Here is a 14,078-nt window from a genome sequence, read left to right on the forward strand (position 1 = left end):
AGGTACCGCGATCGCGCAAAACACCACAGTACAACCCTTCAGCAATCTGGCAAGCATCCTTGAACCGGCAAACCCATGATTCAACCTGTTCTTGTCGTATCAGAAGCTGAGGACAGACGTTCAGCTCACCGTAAATGCGCAGTACGGCTTGCCGCGCTCCATTAAAGACGCCAACTCAGGCAAAGGCGATGATTTGCTCTGGGACCCCGCCAACAACGAGATCTGGACTATCAACCCCGTGCCAAACGGTGCGCGAGTAAATATGAACAGCTTGGCAAAAAACGCCAGCGTAGCTGTCGGTAGTTGCGAAACGTCCAGCGAGACCTTGGTAGCCTGCAAATGGACACCCTCAGGCGGCACGGTAATTTTAAGCAATACGAGCAGCGGAGCAAGTTCCGAACTCATAAGTCTCTCGCCAAATGGCCAATATGCCGTGGGTCACGAACAGGACAGCAATCAAAACTATGTTCCTGTGCTCGTGACTGCGAATTGATCGATCTTATCGCTGCGTCGCTGCAAGCCGCAGTCGACGCGCAAAAAAAAACCCGGCTTTGCCGGGCTTTTTTTTCCATCACGCACCACTGATCAATAAGCCGGACCGATGTAGCGTGTCTGGTACGGATCGTTGGTGATCACCGTGGTCGTCGTCACCACCGGCGGCGGCGCGCTCTGGTAAACCACCGTGCCCGGCGTATACACCACGGTCGGTGGCGGTGCGTAATACACCGGCGGACCGGCAACCGCGCCCGCGACCAGGCCGGCCACAGCACCGGTTACCACGGCACCGGCAATCCAGCGCCCGCCACTCCAGTAACCGCCGCGATAACCATAACCGCCACGGTAATAACCGCCGTGATAACCGTAACCGCCACGGTAATAACCACCGTGATAACCGTAACCGCCATGCCAACCCGGGCCGCCCCAGGGATGAGCCGATGCGCCGACCGGCACAGTCACCGCGACGGCGATCGCCAGGCCGACCGCAACCATCTTGCCGACACTACGTTTCAACATGACACACCTCCGTCAGTACGGTGTGAATGGTCGTCTCGGTGCGCTTAATCTGTACTGAAGGGTTCAATTGCTGATTCACGCGCACCATCTTCCGACTTGACGGCTATCGTGCAAGGATGCCCTTCCGTCGAAACGACACAGCTGACCGGGCGGCGCCGCTAGGGTCGCGGTTTCTGGCATCGGCGCAACCATCGCCGGCTTCGATTTTTCGATGGCGGTTTCCGTGTTGAGGCGTGCAGGTGACCTTCGCTTATTTGCATACAGCATCGGCTACTCGGCGCGCCTGATTTTCCCAACAATCAAGTCGCAGGCGATCGTCCTTCGCACCGGCATGACTGGAGCGATGGGTGCTCCCGTTTCATGCGAAACGATCCAAAGCATTTTTCTGTTTTTACGAGTTGCACCCTGTCTTGCGGAACAGTAGCCGGATCTATTGGCCGCACGCACGATCCATCATCGAACCGATTGGAGGGACTAGGGATGGCATTTCTGATCGTACTGGCAGCGCTTTGCTTTCTGATGCTTGCTGCATACCGCGGCTATAGCGTCATCCTATTCGCACCGGTAGCGGCACTCGGTGCCGTGCTGCTCACCGACCCCACGCTTGTCGCACCCATGTTTACCGGGCTTTTCATGGAAAAAATGGTGGGCTTTCTCAAGCTTTACTTTCCGGTCTTCATGCTCGGCGCGATATTCGGCAAGGTCATCGAGCTTTCGGGTTTCTCCAAAGCTATCGTCGCCTCCACTATCGGGCTGCTTGGCCGCCAACGTGCGATGCTCTCCATCGTATTGGTGTGCGCACTACTCACGTATGGTGGCGTTTCGCTGTTCGTGGTGGTGTTTGCGGTGTACCCCTTCGCCGCCGAGCTGTTTCGCGAAGCAGATATTCCAAAGCGCCTGATCCCCGGCACCATTGCCTTGGGCGCATTCACTTTCACCATGGATTCGCTGCCTGGCACCCCGCAAATTCAAAACATCATTCCCACCACCTTCTTCGGCACAACCGCGTGGGCAGCGCCACGGCTCGGCATCGCCGGCGCATCGTTTATCCTGATCGTAGGGATGCGTTATCTGAACTGGCGCCGGCGCAAGGCGCAGGCAATGGGCGAGGGCTACGGCAGCGATCACATCAACGAACCGGCTCCCTTCGACGACGGCAAGCTAGCCCATCCATTGCTCGCACTGTTGCCACTGGTATTGGTTGGCGGCGGCAATCTGGTTCTCACCTGGCTGATCCCGCGCTTCTACGCTCCCTCGCCGTCATTCGTACCCGCTGTCTTCGGCAACCCGCCGCCAGTGGTGGTGGAAACAGCCAAGGTGGCCGCGCTTTGGGCGGTAGAAGGATCCTTGCTGCTGGGAATCCTATGCACCTTCGCCTTCGCCTCGCGGCGGGTAACTCACCGTTTCGCCGATGGCAGCAAGCTGGCTGTAAGTGGAGCCATGCTCGCATCCATGAATTCGGCATCCGAATATGGCTTTGGAGCCATCGTGGCTGCGCTGCCCGGTTTTCGCGTCGTGGCCGACGCACTGCACTTTGTCCCCAACCCGCTGGTGAACGAAGCGATCTCCGTGACATCGTTGGCCGCCATTAGCGCCTCGGCCTCCGGTGGCGTGAGCATGGCTTTGGCGGCGATGGCCGATATCTTCGTGCACAATGCAAAAGCGGCAGGCATTCCGATGGAGGTATTGCACCGGGTGGCGGCCATGGCCGCAGGCGGCATGGATACGCTTCCTCACAACGGTGCAGTAATTACCCTGTTGGCGGTAACAGGCTTGACCCATCGGCAATCGTATCGGGACATATTTGCGGTAACGCTGATCAAGACCGCAGCAGTGTTCGTGGTGATCGGCACATTTTATATAACCGGATGGGTGTGACGAGCCGCACAAGCACTCTTACGCAACGGGTTTTTCCACGCTGTTTGCACGCAACCTTCACCTTCCACACATCAAGCTTTGGCCAATCGTTCACGCAGTACCGTTGTTCCGCGACAGGATTGGCGTTTCGCCTGGATGCCCGGCATTGCCCGGCGCGCTGACGCCATGAGAGAAGTTCGTCAACATCCGAACCAGGGAGTCAGGTTCATGGATAACGAAACTTACGCGACACTCGAGCAACAAGCACAGCAACGCGCGAAAAAGCTCGCCGGCGCCAACATCATTCATTGGCTGCAACGTTGGGAGCTTGCAGTTCGTGAGCATGCAGATGCCAATTGCCTGATAGAAGCGGAAACCCGGCAGTGCTGGAGCTATGGCGAACTGGACCACCTCGCCGATACGCATGCAGAACTCTGCAAACCGGACACATCGGCTTACATCGCCATACGGGCAGATAACTCCGCAGCCTTTGTTGTTGCCTATCTTGCGGTGCTCAAAGCTGGATGCGTGCCCGTATTGCTGAACGCGCGCGAGAAACCGGACAAACTCGCGGCCTTGATGAACGACCTCGGCATCGAGCGGCTCCTGAACGAAGCTGGCCCGGCCGCCATCTCCGCAAGCCTACGCCAGCCACCCTTGCCTCGCAAACCGTCACCAGGCTTCGCGGAAGACGGCCTTGCTCCCGCGGCGATCATCTTTACCAGCGGTACGACCGGGCCAAGCAAAGCCGCGCAATTCAGCCATCGCCGGCTGATCGGCGCAGGCGTCGCGTGGGGCGTACGTACAGGCATGAGCGCATCGAGCCGCTGCTACATCACGACGCCGATGTGGCACGGCAATGGCTTGGCGGTTGCGTTTGCCGCCTGCGTCGAATGCGGCGCTTGCGCCGTTGTGCGCAGGCGCTTCTCCACCAGCCGGTTCTGGGATGATATCGCGCGATACGACTGCAGCAGCATGGTGTATGTCGGCGAATTATGGCGCTACCTGCTTCATGCCGCTGGTGCCGCCGAACGTCCACGGCACCGCCTGCGGACCATATTCGGCAACGGGCTGGACCAAACGACCTGGCAAGCGGTCAAAGCGCGATTCGGTATCAGGTATGTGCTGGAGCATTACGGCGCCACCGAAATGCCCGGCAATGCCATGTTCAACGGTGACGGGAAACCCGGCGCTTGCGGCTACGTGCCACCCGGACATCTGGATGAAAGCCGCTATTGCCTACTCACCGGAGATGGCCATGCCGTCGGACGCGGCCAATGCGGCGAGCTGCTGATCAGAGTCGAACATGGCCGTTACCTCGGTTACACCGACGAAAGGCTGAGCCAACAGCGTATCGTGCGAAACGTGCTGCAGCCAGGCGATTGCTGGTGGCGCTCGGGTGATCGGCTGCGCTGGGAAGAAGACGGCTACTTCCATTTCGAAGGACGCTTGTGCGAGAACTTCCGCTGGAAAGGCGAAAACATATCCGCGCAAGAGGTAGAACAAGCCCTGCTCGCCAGCGGAGTCTTTGCACACGCATGCGTATACAGTGTAGATATCCAGGGACAAGCCGGAAGTGCGCCAATGGCGGCCGTCTGGCCTGTCCGCCATGATTGGCATCAACGCGCCGCAAGTGTGCTCCGACAACGCCTGGCCGATTACGCCATACCCCCGTACCTGCGCGTCGTCGACGAAGCGCCATGCACTACCTCGACCATGAAAATACGGCGTGAGACGTACCGCGCAATGGGTTATGCCACGGCCCCCCAGCAAGTGTGGCGATTACTTGCAGACGCTTATGTACCCATGCATGAGGCTATGGAGAGGCAATCTGCCGCGCCGCCCTTGTCCGGCACGCCCAAGCCCGCCAGGCGCGAACCGCAAGGTGCTTGAAACGCCTTAAGGCCTCTCCTTGCTTTCGCGTTCAATGCCGTAAGCCGCCTCCCAACCTGCTCGTCCACTGCGGAACCGAAACGGTAAACCACGATGTTCATCGACGTTGCCGCCACCCGCGTATTCCACATGCCGCCAAGCGACGCCGAGCAAAAGGTTCGCGCGTGGCTCGATGAAGTATTTCAATATTCGACGAAAGCCATCGTTGCAGCCGACAACCCGATCAGCGCAAGCCTGCTTCCATTGCAACGGCGAATCGGCGCGCGCCTTCGCGTGGTCACCATCGATCCATGGATAGGCTATTCGGCGCCACTGAATGTGGTACTGGCGCATGCCGCCACACTAGGCGCACGCACGCTGCTGCTGCAAAGTCTGGACGTTCGCTGTACGCGCGACACCGTGCAGTTGCTCTATGCATTCCTTGACGATGCCACGCTCGTCGCTGGCGCCAGGATGACGCAGGAGCACGCGCCCGGCTCAGGCCTGCAGCCGATCAACGCGATCAATAGCCCATGGAATACGCTGGCACTCTGGCAGATCGCCAAACTTCGCCTGGCCGGTTTTTGCGCCATTGCCGACAGTGATCCGATTCATTGCTACGGAGGCATGGAAGAAGTAGCCACGATATCCATACTGCAACACCTGTATCCCGGAAAGATGCGCGCCGTTGTGGCGGATGCGGGCAGCATTTCGTGGAAAACGCCCGATGATTCATCGCCGAGCTTCTGCCGTCACTGGCGGAAAATGGCCTCCAAACTGGTACGCGCCGAATCCCAGCTTCAGTTGTTGAACGTACCTCGTGGCATGGTGGAAACCGTCGACGGCTTTTCTTCCCGTGCCAAGATGGCGTAACCGCTGCCATGCGCACCGCCACGGTCACCAACTGGGCCAGGACCCACCGCTGCAAGCCTCGAAGACTGCACTTTCCGCACGACGAAGAAGAGCTTTGCGACATCCTGAAGCAGTGTGTGGCCAGCGAGGACACAGTACGGTTTATCGGAGGGCGCAATTCGCCCAACGATATGGCCATGTCCGATTCGGTGCTCATCGACATGAACGCCATGCAACAGCCGCCTGTTCTCTGCCCGGACAACATCGTGCGCGTAAGCGGCGGTACGACACTCGAAACGTTATCGCGATTTCTCAAACAGCACGGCAAATCGCTCGCCACGCTAGGGGCGATCTCAAGACAAACCGTGGCCGGCGCGATCGCCACGGCCACTCACGGGACAGGCCTGCTCGTAGGCAATCTTTCCAGCTACGTCGCCGGCGCGCGCATAGCCAACGGGCTGGGCGAACTCGTGACGATATCCGCTCATTCGCACGCAGATAGGCTGCCGGCGATAGCCTGTCATCTTGGCCAACTCGGTGGCCTTATCGAAGTCTCCATGCGGGTCGTCGAAGATTTCGATCTGGAGGTTAGCGAAGCCTTGCTCGATGTCGAATCGGCGCTGGCCAGGATGGATGATGACCTGCAAAGCGATCACCTGCGCCTTCATTACCTGCCAGGCACGGACAAGATATTCCAGTGGCGCGCCACGCGGATCGCTCCGGCCGCACCAGGTACGGCGTTCTCGCCAGCCAGGAACCATCGCGCGCTTTCGTTTTTCGCAAAGCGCTGCTACGAAGCGATGCTTTACGGAAGCATGTTCGTTCCTTCAGTGATACCGCGCGCCAACCGCTGGTTCGCAAAAAGAAGCTATCCGCTGCGGCGCAGGACGAACGGCCCCAATCATGACCTTTTTACGATGGATTGCTTATTCAGCCAGCACACCACCGAATGGGCTGTGCCGCTGCCGCATGCGCGCAAGGTCATTGAAGAAGTGATCGCGCTTTGCAGGCGGATGCCGTGTGCCGCGCACGTGCCCATCGAGATCCGTTTTGCGGCCGGCGACGAAGTCTGGATGAGTCCCTGCCAAGGAGCGCCTCGCTGCTATATCGGCGCGGTTTCCTATCGGCCCTTCGGAAAGGATCTGGAGCATCGCCGTTACTTCGAGCACCTGGAGGCCTTGATGTTGGCAGCGTGCGCGCGTCCACATTGGGCCAAAACTTTCACCGTGACGCCCGACCGCTTGCGAACGATCTACCCGTATTGGGACCGGTTCGAACACGTTCGCACCCAGATGGATCCGCATGGTCTCTTCGACAATGCCTATTCCCGCCGCGTTTTGGGAACGAATTCCTCTACCACCAGCGAACATTCTCATGAGCGCAAGCATTCATACGCCTGAGGTCACCGTATTCGGCACCGGCCAGTACACCACCGGGTTGAATTCGGGAGAGAGTGCCTTGCCCGCCAGCCATACACCCGGCGTCATTGCATTGGTGCTTGCCGATCTGAAACGGCGTGGCATCATCGAGCATGTGCGGATGGTATGCACATCGGCCGAACGCCGCGACATGGTGAAGCGCCACCTGCGTAAAACGATTGATCGGAAGTACCGTGGTCTTTCCACGGATTTCGAATTCCTCGTAATGTCTTCGCCGCTGAAGCCATCCAGTCATGCCTCATCACCCAGGATCGCCGTGGTGGCCACGCCCGACGATACACATTTCGCCATCGCCCAAAACTGCCTGGAAGCGGGCATGCACGTACTGTCAATGAAGCCCCTGGTAAAGGAGCTGGCGCAGCATTACGCCCTGTGCCGTCTTTCGCGCGAGCGCGGATTGCTGCTCGGCATCGATTATCACAAGCGCTTTGACCCTATTTACGCGGATGCGCGCGCCCGTGCACGCCGCCTTGGCGATTTCAGCTTCATGGCCAGCTACATGAGCCAGCCTTCCTCGCAACGGCGAGCTTTCTCGAAGTGGGCCGGTACACGCTCCGATATCAGCTACTACTTGAACAGCCATCATGTCGACTACCTCGCGTGGGTATTGGAGGGATGCGCAAGACCTATCAGCGTCAGCGCCGGTGCCTCGAGCCAAAACCAAGGCGCATCGGTAGCGTGCGGAGAAGATCAGATATCGCTGAGCGTATCGTGGGAGCTCAATGATTCCAGTGCGCGCGGGCTGTCCATCCACAGCGCATCGTGGATCGCCCCTCCCTCGGACGCGCATTCACAGCAACGCTTCCATTACATGGGCACACACGGCGAGATCACCGTCGACCAGGCCAGGCGCGGCTACCTCGCCGCCAGCCACGAAGAAGGCTTTGCATCGGTCAATCCGCTGTACATGCGATTCACCCCTGTTGATGGCCATTTCGTCGGACAGGATGCCTATGGCTATCGCAGCATCGAGGCGTTCATGCGCGCTGCCGCAGGCGAAACACCCAGCACGTCCCTGGCGTTGGCTGGCAGCACCATGCAAGTTACGGCAGTGCTCCAGGCGGGACGCCTCAGCCTTGAGCGGCATGGCCAACCGATCGCAATCGGCTATGCCGAAGACGATTGGTCCATGCCAATCAGCCTGACATGATTGTCGCCGGGGCGGTGTAGACATTCGAGTTGCAACCTCGAAATTTGCGCTTGCGTCCTGACTTACGCTCAGCGTTGCTTGATGCGGGCATTTTCCCAGGGATTGGCCGCAGCCGTAGCCTTATGCGGGCGCAGCAACCAGCAATCGTGGATGTTTGCGCGCCGCGAGAAATCGAATGGAATGCTGCCCGAACCCCAGTTCTCGATGGCCAAGCGCGCTTCGAGCGATGCGCGATCGAGCGAAAAACGACGGAAATTATTGGAAAACAAAATGACGCCATCGGCCGTCAAGCGGTCGGCACACGCCAGCAGCAGTTTGACGTGATCGCGTTGCACGTCGAAATCCTCGGCGCGCTTGGAATTGGAAAACGTCGGGGGATCGACGTAGATCAATCCATAACGTTCCTGCGTGCGCTGCAAAAAACTCGCCGCATCCGCCTGCACCAGCCGATGCTTTTCGCCGCTGAATCCGTTCAGTGCAAGATTGCGCGACGCCCATTCCAGGTACGTGCCGGAAAGATCCACGCTGGTGGTATCGCGCGCGCCGCCTGCCGCAGCGTACACGCTGGCGGTGGCGGTATAGGCAAACAGATTGAGGAAGCGCCTGCCGGCGGCCAATTCGCGCACCTTGCCGCGCACCAGCCGGTGATCGAGGAATAGCCCCGTATCCAGGTAATCGTAAAGATTGACCAGGAAGGTCAAGCCACCCTCTTCCACTTCGATGAATTCGCCGCGCTGATCGAACTGGCCGTACTTGGAGCCACCCTTGCCGCGCTCGCGTGTCTTGAGCGCAATGCGCGCACGCGGCGTATCGAACACTTCGCCGGCGACGCGCGCGATCTCACGCATGCGCGTGCGTGCGGTTTCCGCCGGCACGTCGGCCGGCGCGCGGTATTCCTGGATATGCAGATGCGTCGCGCCGGCGGTATCGGTATACACGTCGATGGCGGCGGCGTATTCGGGCAGGTCCTGGTCATACGCGCGCCAGGCATGCACGCCTTCACGCTCCAGGCGTTTGCGCAGATGCTTGATGTTCTTTTCCAACCGGTTCTTCAGCATCTGCGCGCCGGGCGACAGCGGCGGTTTTTCGCGCGGCGTGGCATCGCGTGCATGCAGCTCGAAGACCAACAGCACGGTTTCCAGCGCACCGTTGTAGAGCGTGTATTTCTTTTCCGCGCGCAGCGTCGTGGCGCGCCCGAGTTCGGCATCGCCCGCGAGCACCGCCGCGCGCCAGCCGGTGAAATGGTCGCGCAGCGTTTCGCCGAGGCCGCGATAGAACTTAGGCAGGCTTTCTCGTTCGCCCAACCGTTCGCCGTAAGGCGGATTGGTGATCACCAGGCCATGCGTGAAGCCGGCCGGTGGCCGCACATGCAGCGCATCGTGCCTGTCCAGCGTGAAGAAGCCGGCGATGCCCGCTTCCTGCGCATTGCGCTTGGCCATCTGCACCATGCGCGGATCGCCATCAGAACCGAAGAAGCACCCGCGCAGCGCCGGCAAACCTGTTTCCGCGCGCTTATTCGCTTCATCGAGCAGACTGCGCCACAACGCAATGTCGTGCTGCTTCCAGCCTAGAAACCCGTAATAGTCGCGGCGCAAACCGGGCGCGACATCCGCCACCATCAACGCACCTTCGATCAACAGCGTGCCGGAACCGCACATCGGGTCGAGCAAGGCGCCGCCCTGCGCATACATCGCCGGCCAGGCCGCGCGCAGCAACATCGCCGCGGCGAGATTTTCCTTCAGCGGCGCTTCGCCCTGGGTCAGCCGCCAGCCGCGCCGATGCAACGGCGCACCGGCGAGATCGATCGACACGGTAGCGCGATCGCGTCGCAAGCGCAGATTGATGCGCACGTCGGGCTCTTCGGTGTCGACGTCGGGCCGTGCCTGCCCGTGCTGGCGGAACTGGTCGACCACTGCATCCTTCACGCGCTGCGCCAAGTATTGGCTATGCGTGAGCTTGCTTTGCGCGGTATTGGCGTCCACCGCCAAGGTAGCGTGCGGCGCCAGATGCTGCGACCAGTCGATGCTCTGCACCCCCGCATACAAGGCATCATCGGTGGCAGCGTCGAATTCGGCGATCGGCAGCAGGATGCGGCTGGCCAGGCGCGACCACAGGCACGCGCGGTAGGCTGTTTCCAGCTCGCCGGAAAAACGCACGCCGGCCAGCGCTTCGTGCACGTCGACGGCGCCCAGCGCCATCAGCTCATCGCGCAGCAGGTATTCCAGCCCCTTGGGGCAGGTAGCGAAGAATTGCTTCAACCCAGTTGTTCCAGAAAGAGGCCAAACTGCCGGCCGATAGCGTCGACGTGCTCGGCAAGACGATGGTCGTCGTTGACGATCCACAGCGGTAGCTCGCGCCGCCCGGCGAATTCATAGATTTCGTCCAGAGGGCAGACATCGTCGCGCCAGCCGTGCACGAGCAAGGTGGGAACGTCCAGGCGCACGTCGAACGCCAGGTCGCTGCCCGGGATCAAGGCCGGCGTGGCAAGCAGGAACAGGCCCGCCACCGGCACTTCCAGCGAGGCCAGGCCCGAGACGAAGGCGCCCATGCTGGACCCCACCAGCACCGGCTGCGCGGCGCACGCGGCGATGCGCTGGTGCAGGCGGGCGATGCGCGGCTCGATCGAGCCGGCGTGGCCGAGCCGGTCGTCTTCGCGAAAGTCGGGACGCTCGGTGGTCCAGCCCAGCGATTGGGCGACCTTCGCCAGTGCGCTCACCTTGGTGGCGTCCGGACCGCTGTCCGAACCGTGGGAGAGGATGACGTGTCCGGGCATGGGAGCCTCCATGTGCGCTCGGCGGGAGGTGCATGATAGCCGCTATCGCTTGATAGGCTGAGAGGATAATCCCAGCTTTTGCTGGCCTCCCGTAGGTTGGGACGCAAACCCAACACACGATGCCGGGAGACATGGCAATGTTGGGGTTTGCACCCCAACCTACGGCTATGCCCATGCTGACCATTCATGACCAGCCCTTGCTCTATGTCGCCAAGCTGCCGGAACGACCGGCCAGCGCGGTGACGCTGGTGGTGATCCATTGCACCGAATTGCCCGACCTGGCGATGGCGCGCGCATACGGCGAGCGCGTGCTGTACGAAAGCGGCGCCGGCGCCAGCGGCCACTACTACATCGATCGCGACGGGTCGATCTATCGTTACGTGCCCGGCACCCGCGTGGCCAACCACGTGCGCGGCCACAATCCGCCGTCGATCGGCATCGAGCTGGTCAATTGCGGCCGCTATCCGAACTGGTTCGACTCGCACCAGCAGATCATGACCGAGCCCTACCCCGCCGCGCAGATCGCCGCGCTGCGCGCCCTGCTCGCGCAATTGCGCAGCGAATACCCGAACCTGCGCGAGATCGCCGGCCATGAAGACCTGGACACCGCGCGCGTGCCCGCCAGCGACGACCCGCATCGCGAGGTAGCGCGCAAACTCGATCCCGGCCCGCAATTCCCGTGGGCCGAGGTGTTGGCCGGCAGCGGCCTTAAGCGGGTGCACGCCCACGCTTAAGGCGATGGAGCGCCGGCTATAATTTCCGTCTTTTAGCGTTAGGGGTCAGCCGCGATGCCGGAAACACACGTGCAGGAACTGGTCGAGCTACTGCAGCTCGAACGGTTGGAAGACAACCTCTTCCGCGGCCAGAGCCGCGACATCGGCACGCGTTTCGTATTCGGCGGGCAGGTGCTGGGGCAGGCGCTGTCGGCGGCGCAGCAGACGGTGGACCCGTCGCGCGAAGCCCATTCGCTGCACGCGTATTTCCTGCGCGCCGGCGACATCGACGCACCGATCGTCTACAGCGTGGAACGCGCGCGCGACGGCGGTACGTTTTCCTCACGGCGGGTGGTGGCGATCCAGCACGGCCAGCCCATTCTCAACGGCGCCATTTCCTTCCAGGTGCCGGAAAAAGGCCTGGAACACCAGTCCGGCATGCCCGAGGTGCCGGCGCCGGAAGACGTGGAGCCGATGCATCGGGTACCTCCGGAGGAACTCGCCCGCCTGCCGGTGAAGCTGCAGCGCTGGCTGGGCAGCAACGGGCCGTTCGAATTCCGCCAGGTGTGGCCGCGCGACGAGTTGCATCCGGCCAAGCGTCCGCCGATCCAGCACATCTGGCTGCGCCTGACCGCGCCGGTCAGCGATTCGGCCGTGCTGCACCGTGCGTTGCTGGCCTATGCCTCGGATTTCCACCTGATCGGCACCACCACCCTGCCGCACGGCATTTCCTACCTCACCCCCAACCTGCAGATGGCCAGCCTCGATCACGCCATGTGGTTCCACCGGCCGTTCCGGGTGGACGAATGGCTGCTGTATTCGTTCGACAGCCCCACCGCGCAGGGCGCGCGCGGGCTGGCACGCGGCCAGATTTTCAGCCGCGACGGCCGGCTGGTGGCCTCGACAGCACAGGAAGGGCTGATCCGGCTGCGCGGCGAGTAAACTGCCCCAATGCGACTGCTCTATACCTCTCCCCGTCAGGAAAACATCGATCGCGTAGCAGCCCTCATGGCCGAGAACGGGGTCGAAACCGCCATCACCAACCGTTCCAACTGGAACCGGCCGAGCTACCAGCGTTTCAGCTACACCCAGCGCGGCGAAAATCGTGACAGCTGGCCGCAGGTGTGGGTAAGCAAGGCGGACGACTACACCAAGGCGCGCGAACTGCTGCGCAAGCTGGGCATCGAGCCGGAGGTGCGCCACGCCGAGGAGCTTCGGATTTCACGCGATCCCGTCGCCTCCACGTATGTCCGCCGTGAACATACCGTGGCAAGAGTGCGGCGCATCGTGCTGCTGGCGATCCTGGGCGTGTTCATGGTGCTGGGGCTGCGTTACCTGCACGTTCTGTAAGCAAAAAAATCCTTGCCATGCCGGGCCTTGGCGGTCATAGAATCAGCCATGCGCTCCGATCACGTCCGCCTGTTCCAGACGCTGCCGCACGCCTGTGGTTACTACCCCGGACGTACCGCGCAGAATCTGGTGATCGATCCAGCTGCGCCGCAGTTGGACCGGCTCTATGGCGCGGCCTTGGACCACGGCTTCCGCCGCGCCGGCGGCCACCTGTACTTTCCGCACTGCCCGAGCTGCCATGCCTGCACGCCCTGCCGCATCGACGTGGCGAACTTCACGCCGAACCGCGCGCAGCGCCGCTGCCTGAAGCGCAATGACGACCTGATCGTGCGCGAGTGCATGGCCGGCTACAACAGCGAACGCCATGCGCTGTACTCGCGCTACCTGCGTACACGCCATCCCGGTGGCGGCATGGACGAAGCCGAGGCCAGCGACTTCCGCCGCTTCCTCACCGCACCGTGGAGTCCCACGGTGTTCCTGGAACTGCACAAGGACAACCGCCTGCTCGCGGTGGCCGTCACCGACGTGTGCATCACTGGCATTTCAGCCGTCTATACGTTCTACGATCCTGAAGAACAAGAACGCAGCCTGGGTACGTTCGCGATCCTGCAGCAGATCGAACTGGCCAAGCGCCGCGGCATTCCATGGGTGTACCTGGGTTTCTGGATCGAAGGGCATCCGAAGATGGATTACAAGCGTCGCTTCAAGCCGTTGCAGGTGCGCACGGCGGAGGGATGGGTGGAATTGAGGCGGGATTGAGCTGCTTTCTCCGCCTGGATTTACACAATCACCTCAGCGTCATTCCGGCGAAGGCCCACTGCTGTCCGGGAAAAATTTGGCGGATCGGCGAAAGTACCTCGAATGCTTGGGTTTCGGCGGCCTGGTGTCTCCTTGACGTCATTCCCGCGAAAACGGGAATCCATGTTCAGGGGCGCATCAGAGCAAAATGGATTCCCGCTTTCGCGGGAATGACGGCCGGGCGAGACAGGACGCAGGAAGAATATCCAGTCATCGGCAGGGCTTCCGGAAAATTCCTCGGACAGCAGTGGGCCTTCGCC

Annotated in this window: 13 protein-coding genes; 9 read left to right on the forward strand and 4 right to left on the reverse strand. The window is 61.3% G+C overall.

The features are described 5' to 3' along the window. Positions 1-120: 120 nt before the first annotated feature. Both ACTHNE_RS04420 and ACTHNE_RS04425 read right to left on the reverse strand, forming a co-directional pair. Entirely contained in the window at positions 121-405 is a 285-nt protein-coding gene (locus ACTHNE_RS04420; RefSeq protein WP_324942458.1) for a hypothetical protein, read from the reverse strand. A gap of 180 nt (positions 406-585) precedes the next feature. Continuing rightward, a complete protein-coding gene (locus ACTHNE_RS04425; protein ID WP_324943937.1) occupies positions 586-1,014 on the reverse strand; it encodes a hypothetical protein in 429 nt (142 codons plus the stop codon). Positions 1,015-1,494: 480 nt separating this feature from the next. Here ACTHNE_RS04425 and ACTHNE_RS04430 point away from each other — a divergent pair, with 480 nt between their 5' ends. From ACTHNE_RS04430 to ACTHNE_RS04450, 5 genes are all read left to right on the forward strand, one after another. Then, positions 1,495-2,892 (forward strand): GntP family permease, encoded by a 1,398-nt coding sequence (locus tag ACTHNE_RS04430; RefSeq protein WP_324943934.1) that lies wholly within the window; start codon positions 1,495-1,497, stop codon positions 2,890-2,892. A gap of 207 nt (positions 2,893-3,099) precedes the next feature. Continuing rightward, the gene (locus tag ACTHNE_RS04435) at positions 3,100-4,764 is read left to right on the forward strand and encodes an AMP-binding protein (protein ID WP_324943931.1); all 1,665 of its coding nucleotides are present in this window, start codon (positions 3,100-3,102) and stop codon (positions 4,762-4,764) included. Between the two features lie 93 nt (positions 4,765-4,857). Further along, complete coding sequence (locus ACTHNE_RS04440; protein WP_440268648.1) at positions 4,858-5,616, forward strand: hypothetical protein; 759 nt, start codon at positions 4,858-4,860, stop codon at positions 5,614-5,616. A gap of 8 nt (positions 5,617-5,624) precedes the next feature. Then, positions 5,625-6,995, forward strand: coding sequence for a D-arabinono-1,4-lactone oxidase (locus ACTHNE_RS04445; protein WP_440268649.1), 1,371 nt, complete (start codon positions 5,625-5,627; stop codon positions 6,993-6,995). Then, positions 6,913-8,184, forward strand: a complete 1,272-nt coding sequence (locus ACTHNE_RS04450) for a Gfo/Idh/MocA family protein (protein ID WP_324943922.1) — start codon at positions 6,913-6,915, stop codon at positions 8,182-8,184. The genes ACTHNE_RS04445 and ACTHNE_RS04450 overlap by 83 nt, the downstream gene beginning before the upstream one ends. A gap of 68 nt (positions 8,185-8,252) precedes the next feature. On the opposite strand, the gene rlmKL is transcribed toward ACTHNE_RS04450, so the two are convergent. Beyond that, positions 8,253-10,442 carry a bifunctional 23S rRNA (guanine(2069)-N(7))-methyltransferase RlmK/23S rRNA (guanine(2445)-N(2))-methyltransferase RlmL gene (rlmKL, locus tag ACTHNE_RS04455; RefSeq protein WP_440268650.1) on the reverse strand — a complete coding sequence of 730 codons (2,190 nt, stop codon included), beginning with the start codon at positions 10,440-10,442 and terminating at the stop codon, positions 8,253-8,255. Then, positions 10,439-10,957: an alpha/beta hydrolase gene (locus ACTHNE_RS04460; protein ID WP_440268651.1), complete on the reverse strand. Its 519-nt coding sequence runs from the start codon at positions 10,955-10,957 to the stop codon at positions 10,439-10,441. The genes rlmKL and ACTHNE_RS04460 overlap by 4 nt, the downstream gene beginning before the upstream one ends. Positions 10,958-11,124: 167 nt before the next feature. On the opposite strand from ACTHNE_RS04460, the gene ACTHNE_RS04465 reads away from it, so the two are divergent. From ACTHNE_RS04465 to ACTHNE_RS04480, 4 genes are read left to right on the forward strand one after another with little or no spacing between them, the layout of a single operon-like run. After that, on the forward strand, positions 11,125-11,691 hold the full coding sequence (locus ACTHNE_RS04465; protein WP_440268652.1) for an N-acetylmuramoyl-L-alanine amidase: 567 nt from the start codon (positions 11,125-11,127) through the stop codon (positions 11,689-11,691). 54 nt (positions 11,692-11,745) lie between these two features. Further along, a complete protein-coding gene (locus tag ACTHNE_RS04470) occupies positions 11,746-12,612 on the forward strand; it encodes an acyl-CoA thioesterase (protein WP_324943911.1) in 867 nt (288 codons plus the stop codon). A 9-nt stretch (positions 12,613-12,621) separates the two neighbouring features. Further along, positions 12,622-13,020, forward strand: a complete 399-nt coding sequence (locus ACTHNE_RS04475; protein ID WP_324943908.1) for a hypothetical protein — start codon at positions 12,622-12,624, stop codon at positions 13,018-13,020. A 48-nt stretch (positions 13,021-13,068) separates the two neighbouring features. Beyond that, positions 13,069-13,779, forward strand: a complete 711-nt coding sequence (locus tag ACTHNE_RS04480; RefSeq protein WP_324943905.1) for an arginyltransferase — start codon at positions 13,069-13,071, stop codon at positions 13,777-13,779. The last annotated feature ends 299 nt before the right edge of the window (positions 13,780-14,078 follow it).

Origin of the sequence: Dyella sp., from assembly GCF_051954575.1 — a bacterium.
Classification (GTDB): Bacteria; Pseudomonadota; Gammaproteobacteria; order Xanthomonadales; family Rhodanobacteraceae; genus Dyella_B.

Bases quoted from the DNA above. Each gene is read 5' to 3' on its own strand.
- ACTHNE_RS04440 (WP_440268648.1), top strand. From the start codon at position 4,858: ATGTTCATCGACGTTGCCGCCACCCGCGTATTCCACATGCCGCCAAGC.
- ACTHNE_RS04445 (WP_440268649.1), top strand. From the start codon at position 5,625: ATGCGCACCGCCACGGTCACCAACTGGGCCAGGACCCACCGCTGCAAG.
- ACTHNE_RS04450 (WP_324943922.1), top strand. From the start codon at position 6,913: ATGCCTATTCCCGCCGCGTTTTGGGAACGAATTCCTCTACCACCAGCG.
- ACTHNE_RS04470 (WP_324943911.1), top strand. From the start codon at position 11,746: ATGCCGGAAACACACGTGCAGGAACTGGTCGAGCTACTGCAGCTCGAA.
- ACTHNE_RS04465 (WP_440268652.1), top strand. From the start codon at position 11,125: ATGCCCATGCTGACCATTCATGACCAGCCCTTGCTCTATGTCGCCAAG.
- ACTHNE_RS04425 (WP_324943937.1), bottom strand. From the start codon at position 1,014: ATGTTGAAACGTAGTGTCGGCAAGATGGTTGCGGTCGGCCTGGCGATC.
- ACTHNE_RS04480 (WP_324943905.1), top strand. From the start codon at position 13,069: ATGCGCTCCGATCACGTCCGCCTGTTCCAGACGCTGCCGCACGCCTGT.
- ACTHNE_RS04420 (WP_324942458.1), bottom strand. From the start codon at position 405: ATGAGTTCGGAACTTGCTCCGCTGCTCGTATTGCTTAAAATTACCGTG.
- ACTHNE_RS04430 (WP_324943934.1), top strand. From the start codon at position 1,495: ATGGCATTTCTGATCGTACTGGCAGCGCTTTGCTTTCTGATGCTTGCT.
- ACTHNE_RS04460 (WP_440268651.1), bottom strand. From the start codon at position 10,957: ATGCCCGGACACGTCATCCTCTCCCACGGTTCGGACAGCGGTCCGGAC.
- ACTHNE_RS04475 (WP_324943908.1), top strand. From the start codon at position 12,622: ATGCGACTGCTCTATACCTCTCCCCGTCAGGAAAACATCGATCGCGTA.
- ACTHNE_RS04435 (WP_324943931.1), top strand. From the start codon at position 3,100: ATGGATAACGAAACTTACGCGACACTCGAGCAACAAGCACAGCAACGC.